We start from the raw sequence: 12,221 nt of genomic DNA, 5'->3' as shown, positions 1-12,221 counted from the left end.
CCGTCCGGCAGCTTGAAATCTGGCAGTGGGCAGATACACCCCATCTTGCCGTACCGCCACCCTTGGGAGGAAACCCGTTCCTTCCGGCGGCCCTGACCTGGCACTTTGCCGCCGACGACGCAGGGTCGACCGGGCGGCGTTGTCAGTGCCGCCGACTACGGTGCGTCCACCATCACAGGCAACGCGCTGGGGAGGGGCTGTGGGAGCCAAGACGGGACTGCTGGTGTACGCCGACGGGGAGGTGCCGGATCTGCTGCGCCACGCGGGAGCGGCGGACCTCGACCGGACGACCGCCATGATGCGGCGGCTGTACCCGGGCTGGGAGATGGCGGAGTGCGAGGGCTCCAACCTCTGGGGCGGCGTCTACCCACCGAAGGGAACGGCGTACGCGGCCAGCTGGCCGGGCGTGGACGTGATCGGCCATCAGAGGGTGATGATCGACGCCCCCTCCGAGCTACCGGCCCACCTCGTGACGGCGAGCGCCGGCCGACGGCTCGTCCTGCACGTCATGCACAGCGTCGTCGACTGGCTGGCGTTCGCCGTCTGGGAGGACGGACACCTGGTCCGCTCCCTGAGCCTGTCCCCGAACAGCGGAATCATCGAGAACATCGGCGACCCGCTCCCCTTCGAACTCCCCTACTGGTCCGGCGACCGTCCGGCGGACGTCATCCCCTGGCCGGACGAGGAGGAAGAGCCGTACCTCCTGCCCTTCCACCCCCTGGAACTGGGCGAAGACGCACTGCGAGCCCTGTGCGGCTTCGTCCGGGAGGGCCGTCCCGACCCGAACGACATCGCCGCGGACACCATCCGCCACCGAAGTCGACGGCCCTTAGCCCACAGGGCGTGTCAGCGGCAGGACCGGGGTGCGGTCAGTCCTGGTTCGGCGGCCTGCGGTGGCGGACGATCACCAGGGACGCGCCTCCGAGCAGGACCAGGCCTATCGCCACGCCCGCGATCACCGGGGTCGCGTTGGAGCTGCCCGTCGCGGCGAGGTTGGTGTCGTCGGCGGTGCCGCCGACGGTCGCCGGGCTGGGTTCCGTCAGGGTCTGGGTGGTCGTGTTGTCCGCCGATTCCGCCAGTTCCGCCGCCTGGGTCATGCAGTCCAGGACGCCCGTGAAGCGCTGCGAGAAACCGTTGGGGCCTTCGATCGTGAAGTCGTAGGCCTGGTCCTCCTGGAGCGGGATCGTCATCGTGCGGGACTCGCCCGGCGCGATCGCGTACTCGACGCCCAGCAGCTCGAAGGAGAACTTCTCGTCGCCCTCGTTGGCGGCGGTGAGGTCGACGCCGCCCTTCACGCAGTTCTCCGTCGCCGAGAGGGCCGGTATCGCCCCCTGCTCCGCCCAGGTCGCGCTCGCCGTCGCGGACACCGTGGACTCGCTGGAGCCCGCCAGGATCTGCGTCTGACTGCGGCTCTCGGAGGTGAGGGCCCGGCCCACCGGCACCGTCGTGGTGGCCTGCACGGTCAGCTCCGCCATACCGGCCGCCGCGTCCTCGGGCACGTCGAAGTAGATCTGGCCGCCGTCGGTGGTCGCGGTGACGGGCCGGCCGGTCTTGTCCACGATCTTCACGCCGCTCATCGCCGCGTCCGCGGGCGGCAGCACCGTCACACCGTCCGCGCCCGTGTGCACGGTCACCGGCCCGAGCCGCTCGCCGGGTCGGCCGGCGAGCGCCGGCGGGTCCAGGGTCAGCGACGCCTCGGGCTCGGCCACGTCCCGAGCGCTCTTCTCCAGGTAGTCGGCGAGCTTCTCGGCCTGCGGGTCGACGGCGTCGACGTCGGCGTCGTCCGAGTAGCGCCAGACGGCCACCTGGGTGCCGGCCGCCGCGTCCTGCTCGCTGAGACCGCCCTGGACCCCCGCCTTCCGGGCGAGCGCCGCCAGGTCGTTCACCTGCGGGTAGGAGTTCTGCAGGATCCAGCGGATCCGGCCCGAGTTCGCGTTGGCGCCGAGCGAGGTCCCGCTCCACGGCGTCTCGTGGTACTTGGCGTCCTTCTGCGTGGGGTTGAACAGGTCCACGCAGTACGTCTGCAAGGTGCCGCCGCCGTCCACGGACATCTCGAACAGGCCCGCCGAGATCTCCTGGTCACCGGTCTCGGCGTGTATGACGGCGGTGCCGTAGGTCTTCAGGCCGCCTATGGTCGCGGTCGCCCCGCCCTCGTTCCGCGTCGCACCGTCCGCGGCGGCGGCCGGGCCGGCACCGGCCACCAGCGCACCGGCGGTGACCAGGCCGGACACCAGCGTCGCGGCGGCGAGCCGGGCCGCCCCTCGCCCGCGCCCGGACAGCGCGGAGAAAGAACAAAGCACAGAATTCCCCTTCGAGCAGGACCCGTTGACGTGGGGGGTACGGTCCCACCAGCAGAACTACAAGCCCCGAGAGCCTTGTTCGGCATCCTAAGGACCGGGCGCACCACGCTTCCCAGGGATCCCGTGGGACAAGCGATCCGACTCGGAATCGTTATCGCCGCACCCTGCCGCGAACAGGGCTTATCGACAAATCCACCGTGCGCACTCGCCGATAAGCCGCAGTTCGGTCAGACCACCCTCCACCGCTCTGACGTCACGTCATCACCGCCGGTTCCGCCACCGGTTGGTCCGCCGGTTGCGGAGTCTCCCAGTCCGGCTCCGGACGCGGCGGCGGTCCGCTCACCGCCGGTTCCGGCCGGCCGGGGCGGCGGAAGACGGACGTACCCCGCGCAAGATCGTGACCGATCGCCACCGCTTCGATGTCGGCCGAGGTCCAGGTCTGCTGCTCGCGCACCTCCGAGCGCACCTTCAGCCTGCCCTGCACCAGCACCGGGTCGCCGACGGTCAGCGAGGCCGCCGCGTTCGTGGCGAGCTGCCGATTGGCCCACACCGTGAAGAAGTTGGTGTGCCCGTCCGTCCACTCGTTCTTCTCGCGGTCCAGATAGCGCGCGGTCACCGCCAGCCGGAACCGCGCGGACGGTCCCGTCGCGACCTCGCGGTACACCGGCTGTGTGGCCACGTTCCCCACGACCGAGATGATCGTCTCGTTCATCGTCCACCCCTCCCTCGCCCGGGCTCCGGGCCCGAGCGGATACGCCGACGGGCCCGTCCCGTACGGCTGCGTCTGTCGCACCGACGTCCGCGTCCCTCGCGAATCGCCGTGCGGCCAGACTGCCTCCGCCGAGCCGAGCCCGCCGAGCGCTGTGGATCAACCCCCAGCCTGTGGAAAACCCCGCCACCCGAACGAGGCACTCCGCACCCCACCAGGAGTTGGCGCACCCCACCAGGAGCTGCCGCACCCCACCAGGAGTTGGCGCACCCCACCAGGAGCTGCCGCACCCCACCAGGAGTTGGCGCACCCCACCAGGAGCTGCCGCACCCCACCAAGAACTGCCTCACCCCACCCCCATCAAGAGCTCCCTCACCCCACCCCCACCCCGGTGACCCTCCCGTACTGCTCCCGCACCTCCCGATACCGCAGCAACTCCGCCGCCACCGGATCCAGCACCCGCGCCCGCCCGCACCCGGCGGCCGCCTCCCGCAATCGCCGTTCCGCCTCGAGCCCGTACCGCCGGGCCGGCCCCCGTGCCGCCATCCGGCAGCTCCACTCCACCAGGGGCCCGCCCACGATCCCGGCCACCATCAGCAGCACCGGCACGCCCAGGTTCGGCGCCATGACGCCGACGATCTGGCCCACCAGCCACAGACCGCCGATCACCTGGAGGAGCGTCATGGACGCCTGCACGAGCACGGCCGCGGGCCACCAGCCCGGCCGCGGTGGCCGCCCGGGCGGCAGTCCGGCCCGCGCGGCCAGTTCGTCCAGCGCCTCGGGCAGCCCCTGCGAGCCGCGTACGGCGGCCTCGCGCACGGCCTGCGCCCACGGCGTCGGCAGCCCGGCGGAGGCCCGCTCCGCGACCGTACGCACCGCTTGTTCGACGCGCTGACGGGCAGTGGCCTCCTCGTCCGCCTGGGCGCGCAGCGGGAGCCGTCCGGTGGGAGGTTCGCGCCGGTCCTGGTACCAGCGCCACAGCCGTAGCCAGGGCGTGCCGCAGGCGCGGTTGGCGTTGCGCAGCCAGGCGCGCTCGGCGGCCTCGCCCGCCGCGGTGGCGCCGACGGCGTCCGCGAGCCGGGCGGCGAACTCGTCCCGCGCCTCCTCGCTGAGCCCGGTGCGCTGGGAGGTGGCGTAGACGGGCCGCAGGTGCCACGCGGCGGTGTCCACGTCGGCGGAGATCCGGCGCGCGGCGGCCCCGCGTTCCGCCACGAACTGGCCGAGCGCCTCGCGCAGTTCGCCGACGCCGTCCCCGGTGAGCGCGGACAGCGCGAGGACGGTGGCGCCCGGTTCGCCGTACTCGCCGAGCGCGATGCCGTCGTCGTCGAGCAGCCGCCGCAGATCGTCGAGGACCTGGTCGGCGGCCTCTCCGGGCAGCCGGTCGGTCTGGTTGAGGACCACGAACATGACCTCGGCGTGCCCCGCCATGGGCCGCAGATAGCGCTCGTGGAGGACGGCGTCGGCGTACTTCTCCGGGTCCACGACCCAGATCACGGCGTCGACCAGCGCCAGCACCCGGTCCACCTGCTCGCGATGCTGCACGGCCGCCGAGTCGTGGTCGGGCAGGTCGACGAGGACCAGACCGCGCAACTGCCCGTCGGCGTCCGCGTGCTGCGCGGGACGCCGGCGCAGCCGCGGCGGGATGCCGAGCCGGTCGATGAGGCTCGCCGCGCCGTCGCTCCAACTGCACGCGATGGGCGAGGAGGTGGTCGGCCGGCGCACGCCCGTCTCGGAGATGGTGACCCCGGCGAGCGCGTTGAACAGCTGCGACTTCCCGCTGCCCGTGGCGCCCGCGATGGCGACCACGGTGTGCTGCCCGGAGAGCCTGCGCCGCGCGGCGGCCTCGTCGAGCACCCGCCCGGCCTCGGCGAGGGTCCGGCTGTCGAGCCGGGTCCGGGACAGCCCCACCAGCTCCCGCAGCGCGTCCAGACGCGACCGCAGGGCTCCGTCGTACGCCAGTGGCGCCGCCGTCTGCGGGACAGAGGCCCGCGTCTCCACCACGGCGACGGGCTGTTCCCCGGCCGCCGTCTCGTTCACCCGCCGCGCGATCAGCCCGTCGTCCCACGCGGGACCGCTCTCGGGCTCCACGCGCGCGTGCTCGTCGTCATCGGCGTCCGCAGGGTCCTCGGGCTCGCTGCCGCTGCCCTCGGCCGTCTCTCCTTCCACGACCTCCTCGGCCGTCTCGCCTGCTCCGACCTCCTCGGCGGCCTTCTCCTCCGGCGCACCCTCGGGTGCACCGTCCTCGGCGCCGTCCTTGGCGGGCTCCGTGTGCCCCGGGTCGTGGTCCTGGTCAGTCACGGCGGTCACCGGTCACCTCTCCTTCTGCAGTACGGACAGCGCGGCGATCAGCTCGGCCTGCGGCTCCGGGTGGACGTCGAGCGCGTCGAGGGGGGCGAGCCGGCGCTCGCGTTCGGTGTGCATGACGCGGTCGAGATGGTCGGCGAGCAGCCGCCCGCCCTTGTCGCGCAGCCGCAGTGCGCCATGGGCTCCGATGCGCTCGGCGAGCCCCTCACCCGCGGAGCGGGCCCTGCGGCCGCCCAGGAGGGTCGTGGCGACCAGGGCGGCGACCACCTCGGGATCGGGCGCCGCGCCCCGCTCCAGGCCGCGCACCTCGTCCTCGGCGTACTCCTCCAGCTCGCGCCGCCAGCGCCGTACCGCCAGGCCGATGCGGTGCTCGGCGCTCTCCAGGGTGGGGTCGCGGTCCCGGAGCGTGGGGGTGGCGGCCGCCGGTTCGCGGCGCCAGGCCTCGTCGACGCGCTCGTCGGCGGCCGTGACCGCGCACAGCAGCAGGGCCGCGAGGCTCCCCACAAGGGCGTCCAGGAGCTCACTGGCGGAGCAGTCGAGGGGGAAGGCGCGCCAGCGCTTGAGGGCATCACCGGCGAGGACGGCGCCGGACTGCAGCCGGCCCCGCACGCGCGCGTACTCGCTGTCGTACGCCGAGTCCACGGCGGCGGTGAGCCGGAGGGCGGCGGAGTACTGGGCTGCGGCGGCGCTCGCCAGCTCCGGCATCCGGGACTTGAGGGAGTCGAGGACGCCGTAGGCCGTGCGGGCCATCACGTGCTGGCGGGCGGCCGGGTCCTGGGCCTGGTGGACGAGCCAGGTGCGCAGCGGGGCCACGGCGGTGGCGGGCAGCAGTCCGCCGCCCCAGGCCGACTCGGGCAGCTCGGGGACGGTGAAGCGGGGCACATGGCCGAGCCCGGCCTTGGTGAGCAGGGCGCCGTACTGCCGGGAGACCTCGGAGACGACCTGGTGGGGGACGCGGTCGAGGACGGTGACGAGGGCGGCGTCGTACTCCTTGGCGGTGCGCAGCAGGTGCCAGGGGACGGCGTCGGCGTAGCGGGCGGCCGTCGTGACCATGATCCAGATGTCGGCCGCGCAGATCAGCTCGGCGGCGAGGACGCGGTTGTCGGCGACCAGGGAGTCGATGTCGGGCGCGTCGAGGAGGGCGAGGCCGCGCGGGAGCGTTTCGGCGGTCTCGACACGCAGCACGCGCGCGGGGTCCTCGCCGGGCAGCAGGAGGTCGTCGCCGGCGTCCTGCTGGGGCACCCACACCCGCGTGAGGTCGGGCAGCACGCGCATCCCGCTGAACCAGTGATGATCCTCCGGATGGCAGACGAGCACGGGCGTCCGTGTCGTGGGCCGCAACACCCCCGCCTCGCTGACCCTGCGCCCCACGAGGGAGTTGACCAGCGTCGACTTGCCGGCACCCGTGGAACCTCCCACGACGGCCAGCAAGGGCGCTTCAGGTTCTCTCAACCGGGGCACCAAGTAGTCGTCGAGCTGGGCGAGCAGTTCGTCGCGGTTGGCACGCGCGCGTGGCGCCCCCGCCAGGGGCAGCGGAAAGCGTGCGGCTGCGACACGGTCGCGCAGAGCGGAGAGTGCGTCGATCAACTGAGGCCGTACGTCCAAGGTCACCACATGCGAAGAATGCCCAATTTTAGGGGAATTCTGAAGCATATGAGCATGTCTGCGCGCCGACGGAACACAAGGGACGGAAGGGATGACTGGGACACCGGCATAGTCCAGGCATAACGAGTGCACAACACCCGGGGCGCGAGACGCCAAAAGCGGTGCACGATTCGTACCTGCCTGCGATTATCAGGACCGCTTCACTGAACCTCCACATCGAGCCACGGAGGCGAAGCAACAGGGACGAGGACGCGGGAGCCCTATCCTTGTCCCGGCAACGTCACGGATCAGCCCACACCCGGGCACCACGACAGAGGCCACCACACCGGCCCCCGTAGCTCAGTGGATAGAGCAGGCGCCTTCTAAGCGCTTGGCCGCAGGTTCGAGTCCTGCCGGGGGCGCCCAGTCTCCGCCCTCCCTCGGGAGGGCGTTTTTGCTGTTCAGGGGCTGTGTGGTCGGGTCCGGCGTAGAGTCGGGGATCCCGCCCCGCCGGAAGGATCCCGCCGTGCCGCTGCGCTGTGCCGTGCTCGATGACTTTCAGCAGGTCGCCACCGGGCTCGTGGACTGGGCGCCGATCGCCGAGGACGTCGAAGTGGTCTCCTTCGGCTTTCACTTCGCCGACGAGGACGCCCTGGCCGCCGCACTCGCCGAGTTCGACATCGTGGTCACCCTGCGCGAGCGCGTCCCCTTCCCGGCCTCCCTGTTCGCCCGGCTGCCCCGGCTGCGGCTGCTGATCGCCTCCGGCATGCGCAACAGCGTCATCGACTACGCCGCCGCCGAGTCCCACGGCGTCACCGTCTGCGGTACGGCCAGCTCCTCGACCCCGCCCGTCGAGCTGACCTGGGCACTGCTGCTGGGCCTGGCCCGGGGTGTCGTGGCCGAGAGCAACTCCCTGCGCGCGAACGGGCCCTGGCAGTCCACCGTCGGCGCCGATCTGCACGGCCGCCGGCTCGGCCTGCTCGGGCTCGGCAAGATCGGCGGCCGGGTCGCCCAGGTCGGCCTCGCCTTCGGCATGCGCGTCAGCGCCTGGAGCCAGAACCTCACCAAGGAGCGCACGGACGAGGCCGGGGTGGAACTCGCCGGAAGCAAGGAAGAGCTTCTCGCCGACAGCGACTTCGTCTCCGTCCACCTCGCCCTCGGCGACCGCACCCGCGGCCTGCTCGGCGCCCCCGAACTCGCCCTCCTGAAGCCGACGGCGTATCTGGTCAACACCTCCCGCGCGGCCATCGTCGACCAGGACGCCCTGCTCGCCGCCCTGCACGCGGGCCGGATCGCCGGAGCCGCCGTGGACGTCTTCGACACCGAGCCGCTCCCCGCCGACCATCCGATGCGCACGGCTCCCCGCCTGCTGGCCACCCCCCACCTCGGCTATGTCTCCGAGGCCAACTACCGCACGTACTACGGCCAGGCCGTGGAGAACATCAGGGCCTACCTCGCGGGCTCGCCCGTACGGCGGCTGCCCTGACACCGCCGCACGGGTTAACGCCGGGGGTGATCCCGGCACGTTCGGCGTGACCAGCCGCGATCACCGGCGTTGAACGGGGAGTGCGGCGGCGCACCCTGCCGCCGAGCTCACCGATTCAGAAGGAGAACGTGATGTCGCGCATCGCGAAGACAGCCGCTGTCGCCGTCGGCACCGGTGCCATGGTGATCGGCGGGGCCGGAATGGCCCTGGCGGACGCGGGCGCCCACGGCAAGGCCGAGCACTCGCCCGGCGTCGCGTCGGGCAACCTCATCCAGGTTCCGGTCAACATCCCGGTCAACCTGTGCGGGAACACCGTCGACGTGATCGGTCTGCTGAACCCCGCCTTCGGCAACACCTGCGTCAACAACGGCGCCGACAAGGACAAGGACAAGGGTCACGGCAACAGCGGCTACGGCGACTGAAGCCCCGCCCGTACCTCCCCGTACGGCAGAGAGCCCCGGCACCTCGAGCGCCGGGGCTCTCCCCTTGCCGGCTCACCTCACGACACCGGCGACCCACGCACAAGACCGCACCGGCAGCCCGGCAACCCGGCAACCCTCACGCGTACCGGTAGATCCGGCTCACGTCCTCCAACTGATCCGGCGTCACGTCCCACGGCGGCAGCTTCTCGTGCCGCGCGACGATCCGCCCCCGCTGCTCGTCCCCGACCGCCGGCGGCGTGGCCGGCAGATAGCGGTGCGTGCGGTGCCGCCGCTGCCAGCGCGTCCAGCACAGGTCGATGAAGGCGTGGTGCATCCAGAACACCGGGTCGTTGACCGAGGCACCGCCGACCATGTCACCGCCCACCCAGCGGTGCACCCGGTTGTGGTTGCGCCAGGCCACCGGACCGCGCCCCTCGCCCCACCCCTCCAGCTTGTTGCGGAAGCCCTTGCGGACGGTCGAGTTCCACGGCCGCGCGTCGTAGACCGGATCCGCCATCGCCCACTCCAGATCGCCCTTCGTCGGCAGCGCGATCGGATCACGGGCCCGGCCGAGGTCCCGGGTGAGGAACCGGCCGTCCGTCACCCCCTCCCTGATCGTCCAGTTGCCCTGGACGTAGGCGAAGGGACCGGTCATCACCTGCTGGTCCGCGCGCCGCCCGCTGCCCCCGAGCAGGTCGGCGGTCCAGGGCGCGGCGCCCGCCGTACGGTCCTTCGTCCAGTCCCAGTACGGCACGGTCACCGAGGAGTCCACCCGGCGCAGCGCCCGCTCCAGGTCCAGCAGGAACTGCCGGTGCCAGGGCAGGAAGGAGGGCGCCATGTGGGCCGTACGCAGTCCGCCCTCGCCGTCGGAGACGTAGTAGTCGATGTGCATGCGCACGAACTCGTCGTACTCGCCCCGCCGTTTGAGTTCCAGCAGTGCGTTCACCAGCCGCCGCCGCTCGGCGCGGGTGAGCGTGCTGACGTCCTTACGCGTGTACGCCATGGTGTTCCCCGGTCATCCTCTTCCAGTCGCGCAGCCGCTCCCCCGGCCCGAGTTCGTCGACGGCCGCCCGGGCCGCCTCCAGCGGGGTGTCGTACGAGCCGTAGTGGTCGACCATGCTCAGCCAGGTGCCGTCCGCCCGGCGCATCAGATGCAGCCGTACGCCGTCGACGGTGACGTGCCACTCGTCGGCACCGAAGGTGCGGCCGGCCGAGGTGTAGATGCCGCGGATGTGGCGGCCGCGGTAGGTCTCGTCGAAGGCGATCTCGCCGGGGTTGTCCCGGCCCTGCGCCCGGTCCCCGCTCCGGTCCTGGGCCGACGGCCGGGAGGCGGCGACCACCGGTGCCAGGGCCAGCGCGCCGGCCGCGGCGACCAGCCCGCGCAGCACGTCCCGTCTGCCGCCGCGCACGGGTCTCGCCTTGCCCTGGGCTCCGGGCTCCGCCCCCACGGCCACTCCACCGACGCCGACCACCATCGTGTGCTCCTCATCCGGTTGGTTTGTCGTAGCGGTAACCGCCCGACGGGCGCCCCGGTCACCGTCCGTGCCCCGGACAGCCGAAGGGCCCGGCCGACGCGACACGCGCCCCGGGCCCTGACGAAGGCTCGGCGACAACCGAGGAACTGCGCCCCCGGAGCCACAAACCGGGAGCAGGACCTACAGCCCCGGCCCCATCACCAGGTCCGCCGCCGACACGGTCTGCAGCACCGGTGCGAGCAGCCCCGCCTGCGGCAGCTTGGGCTCCGGCAGACCGAAGTTGTCCGGGTTCGGCGGGGTGAGCGGGGCGTCCAGGGTCAGGCCCGGCGCCAGGGTGCGCAGGTCGGAGGCGGGGGCGTGGACACCGACGTGGTCGAAGTCGTCGCCGAGGAGGTGCGGCAGCGGGGCGCGCAGGCCCACGCCGGGCAGCCCGCCGGTGACCGGCAGCTGCGGGACGACCCGCTCGGGGATGAGCCGCCCCTCGACGTACCGGGGGCCGTCGGGGGCACCCGGCATCGGCACCGGCACCTCGCCGCCGATCTTAGGCAGCTCGATGTTGAGGGACTTCTCGAGGCCGTCCAGCGGCACCGGGACGGGGACCGTGCCGACCGCGGCGGCGGGGGCGGCGGCCGCCACCGCGGCCGCGACGCCCGTGACGACGGCGGCAAGGGTTCCTCGGGTGGTCGACTTCATCTCAGCTACGGTCCCTTCCGGGGTTCGGTGGATCGACGTCCGTACCGCACAACGACTCCGCACTCACGACCAGCGCAAGATTCCCCCGACTGCCGCAGTAGTACGTCGATCAGCTCGTCCAGAAGTCCCACCAGCGGGTCAGGATCAGCATCCCGACGACGCCGAGGTGCAGCACGACGAGCACCCAGGTGAACTCGCCGAAGAAGGACACCAGCCAGGCTGGGGCGGGCAGGAGTGCGCGGCGGACGACGAGCGAAGTGACGTACCAGAAAAGGATGATCGTGGCGATCCACGCCAGACAGCACCACAGGCACAGGGCGTTGATCCGGTACAGCGACTCGAACTGCAGCCACGACACGAACCCGACGCCGAACAGACAGCCCGCCTCGAAGGTGAGCCAGTACCAGCGCGGGAAGGCGGCGCCGGCCCAGAGGCTGACGCCGACACAGAGGACGATGCCGTAGGCGACCAGGCCCAGCATCGGGTTGGGGAAGCCGAAGGCCTCGGCCTGGTCGCTCTCCATCACGCTGCCGCAGGACACCACCGGGTTCAGACTGCAGCCCGGGGTGAAGTCCGGGTCCTCCAGCAGTTTGAACTTGTCGAGGGTGATGACCCAGGAGGCCAGCAGTCCGGCGGCGCCGGTGAGCACCAGCAGCAGGGCGAGACCCCGCCCCGCGCCCACGGTCCGCGCGGACCGTCCCGCGGTCGCGGCCATCAGCCGCGCAGGCTCCGGGCCGGCAGCACGACGTGCGCGGCGGCGTTCAGGGTCTCGTCGGCTCCGGCGAACTCGGCCAGGGCCTCCGGCTCGATCGGCTTGCCGGGCTCGGCCTCGGGCCAGGGGCGGGAGGTGAACACGAAGTAGGCGAAGCCGCGTTCGGCCACCGCCTCCAGCCACTCCGGCGGCGGGGTGCAGGTGGCGTTGAAGCCGGTCATGCTGACGACGGCCTGCCCGGACTCGACGAGCATGCTGACCGGAATGCCGGGGCGGGCGTTGCCGTCGACGAGGTCGCCGCCGACCGGCAGTCCGTTGTTCTCCAGCAGCGCTTCTACGGCCCTGGTCGAGCCCTCCGGGCCCGCGGCGCCGTCGCCGAGGGTGTAGGCGAGCAGATAGGGCATGTCGCCGCCGGGGGCCTCGCCGCTCCAGGCCATCACGACGAGCGTGCCGAGATCGGCGGCGCTGAAGGCGCGGTTTTCGCTTGAGGTTGAGGTCACCGCGCGACCTTATCGACGCGCCGGAACGGCCCCGGG

Annotated in this window: 11 protein-coding genes, 1 tRNA gene and 1 pseudogene; 4 read left to right on the top strand and 9 right to left on the bottom strand. The window is 72.4% G+C overall.

What is annotated here, in order from left to right:
• Positions 1-25: 25 nt before the first annotated feature.
• A pseudogene (locus AC068Z_RS22345) lies at positions 26-796 on the top strand (DUF6928 family protein); the annotation flags it as partial.
• Between the two features lie 73 nt (positions 797-869).
• On the opposite strand, the gene AC068Z_RS22340 reads toward AC068Z_RS22345, so the two are convergent.
• The 4 genes from AC068Z_RS22340 to AC068Z_RS22325 form a co-directional block, all read right to left on the bottom strand.
• On the bottom strand, positions 870-2,300 hold the full coding sequence (locus AC068Z_RS22340; RefSeq protein ID WP_478558127.1) for a Cys-Gln thioester bond-forming surface protein: 1,431 nt from the start codon (positions 2,298-2,300) through the stop codon (positions 870-872).
• Positions 2,301-2,553: 253 nt separating this feature from the next.
• Positions 2,554-3,012, bottom strand: coding sequence for a single-stranded DNA-binding protein (locus tag AC068Z_RS22335; protein WP_478558124.1), 459 nt, complete (start codon positions 3,010-3,012; stop codon positions 2,554-2,556).
• Positions 3,013-3,381: 369 nt separating this feature from the next.
• Positions 3,382-5,316, bottom strand: coding sequence for a YfjP family GTPase (locus AC068Z_RS22330; protein ID WP_478558121.1), 1,935 nt, complete (start codon positions 5,314-5,316; stop codon positions 3,382-3,384).
• A gap of 3 nt (positions 5,317-5,319) precedes the next feature.
• Positions 5,320-6,927, bottom strand: coding sequence for a dynamin family protein (locus AC068Z_RS22325; protein WP_478558118.1), 1,608 nt, complete (start codon positions 6,925-6,927; stop codon positions 5,320-5,322).
• A 319-nt stretch (positions 6,928-7,246) separates the two neighbouring features.
• Between AC068Z_RS22325 and AC068Z_RS22320 the strand changes: the two genes are divergently transcribed.
• From AC068Z_RS22320 to AC068Z_RS22310, 3 genes are all read left to right on the top strand, one after another.
• Positions 7,247-7,319: transfer RNA gene (locus tag AC068Z_RS22320), tRNA-Arg, on the top strand.
• 104 nt (positions 7,320-7,423) lie between these two features.
• A complete protein-coding gene (locus tag AC068Z_RS22315; protein WP_478558115.1) occupies positions 7,424-8,383 on the top strand; it encodes a D-2-hydroxyacid dehydrogenase family protein in 960 nt (319 codons plus the stop codon).
• Positions 8,384-8,514: 131 nt separating this feature from the next.
• On the top strand, positions 8,515-8,805 hold the full coding sequence (locus AC068Z_RS22310) for a chaplin (RefSeq protein WP_478558112.1): 291 nt from the start codon (positions 8,515-8,517) through the stop codon (positions 8,803-8,805).
• Between the two features lie 136 nt (positions 8,806-8,941).
• Here the strand turns inward: AC068Z_RS22310 and AC068Z_RS22305 are convergent, their stop codons facing one another.
• The 5 genes from AC068Z_RS22305 to AC068Z_RS22285 form a co-directional block, all read right to left on the bottom strand.
• Positions 8,942-9,808, bottom strand: coding sequence for a tyrosinase family protein (locus AC068Z_RS22305; RefSeq protein ID WP_478558109.1), 867 nt, complete (start codon positions 9,806-9,808; stop codon positions 8,942-8,944).
• A complete protein-coding gene (locus AC068Z_RS22300) occupies positions 9,792-10,280 on the bottom strand; it encodes a tyrosinase family oxidase copper chaperone (protein ID WP_478558106.1) in 489 nt (162 codons plus the stop codon). The genes AC068Z_RS22305 and AC068Z_RS22300 overlap by 17 nt, the downstream gene beginning before the upstream one ends.
• Before the next feature lie 180 nt (positions 10,281-10,460).
• On the bottom strand, positions 10,461-10,973 hold the full coding sequence (locus tag AC068Z_RS22295) for a hypothetical protein (RefSeq protein ID WP_478558103.1): 513 nt from the start codon (positions 10,971-10,973) through the stop codon (positions 10,461-10,463).
• Between the two features lie 109 nt (positions 10,974-11,082).
• Positions 11,083-11,688 carry a vitamin K epoxide reductase family protein gene (locus AC068Z_RS22290; RefSeq protein WP_478558100.1) on the bottom strand — a complete coding sequence of 202 codons (606 nt, stop codon included), beginning with the start codon at positions 11,686-11,688 and terminating at the stop codon, positions 11,083-11,085.
• Complete coding sequence (locus AC068Z_RS22285) at positions 11,688-12,185, bottom strand: DUF5949 family protein (protein WP_478558097.1); 498 nt, start codon at positions 12,183-12,185, stop codon at positions 11,688-11,690. The genes AC068Z_RS22290 and AC068Z_RS22285 overlap by 1 nt, the downstream gene beginning before the upstream one ends.
• Between the last annotated feature and the right edge of the window lie 36 nt (positions 12,186-12,221).

The organism is Streptomyces sp. NPDC043726 (assembly GCF_056436565.1).
This window is presented reverse-complemented; position numbering and strand designations above follow the sequence as displayed.

Coding starts and splice junctions, on each gene's coding strand:
- AC068Z_RS22300 (WP_478558106.1), bottom strand. CDS start 10,280: ATGGTGGTCGGCGTCGGTGGAGTGGCCGTGGGGGCGGAGCCCGGAGCC.
- AC068Z_RS22290 (WP_478558100.1), bottom strand. CDS start 11,688: ATGGCCGCGACCGCGGGACGGTCCGCGCGGACCGTGGGCGCGGGGCGG.
- AC068Z_RS22295 (WP_478558103.1), bottom strand. CDS start 10,973: ATGAAGTCGACCACCCGAGGAACCCTTGCCGCCGTCGTCACGGGCGTC.
- AC068Z_RS22305 (WP_478558109.1), bottom strand. CDS start 9,808: ATGGCGTACACGCGTAAGGACGTCAGCACGCTCACCCGCGCCGAGCGG.
- AC068Z_RS22335 (WP_478558124.1), bottom strand. CDS start 3,012: ATGAACGAGACGATCATCTCGGTCGTGGGGAACGTGGCCACACAGCCG.
- AC068Z_RS22310 (WP_478558112.1), top strand. CDS start 8,515: ATGTCGCGCATCGCGAAGACAGCCGCTGTCGCCGTCGGCACCGGTGCC.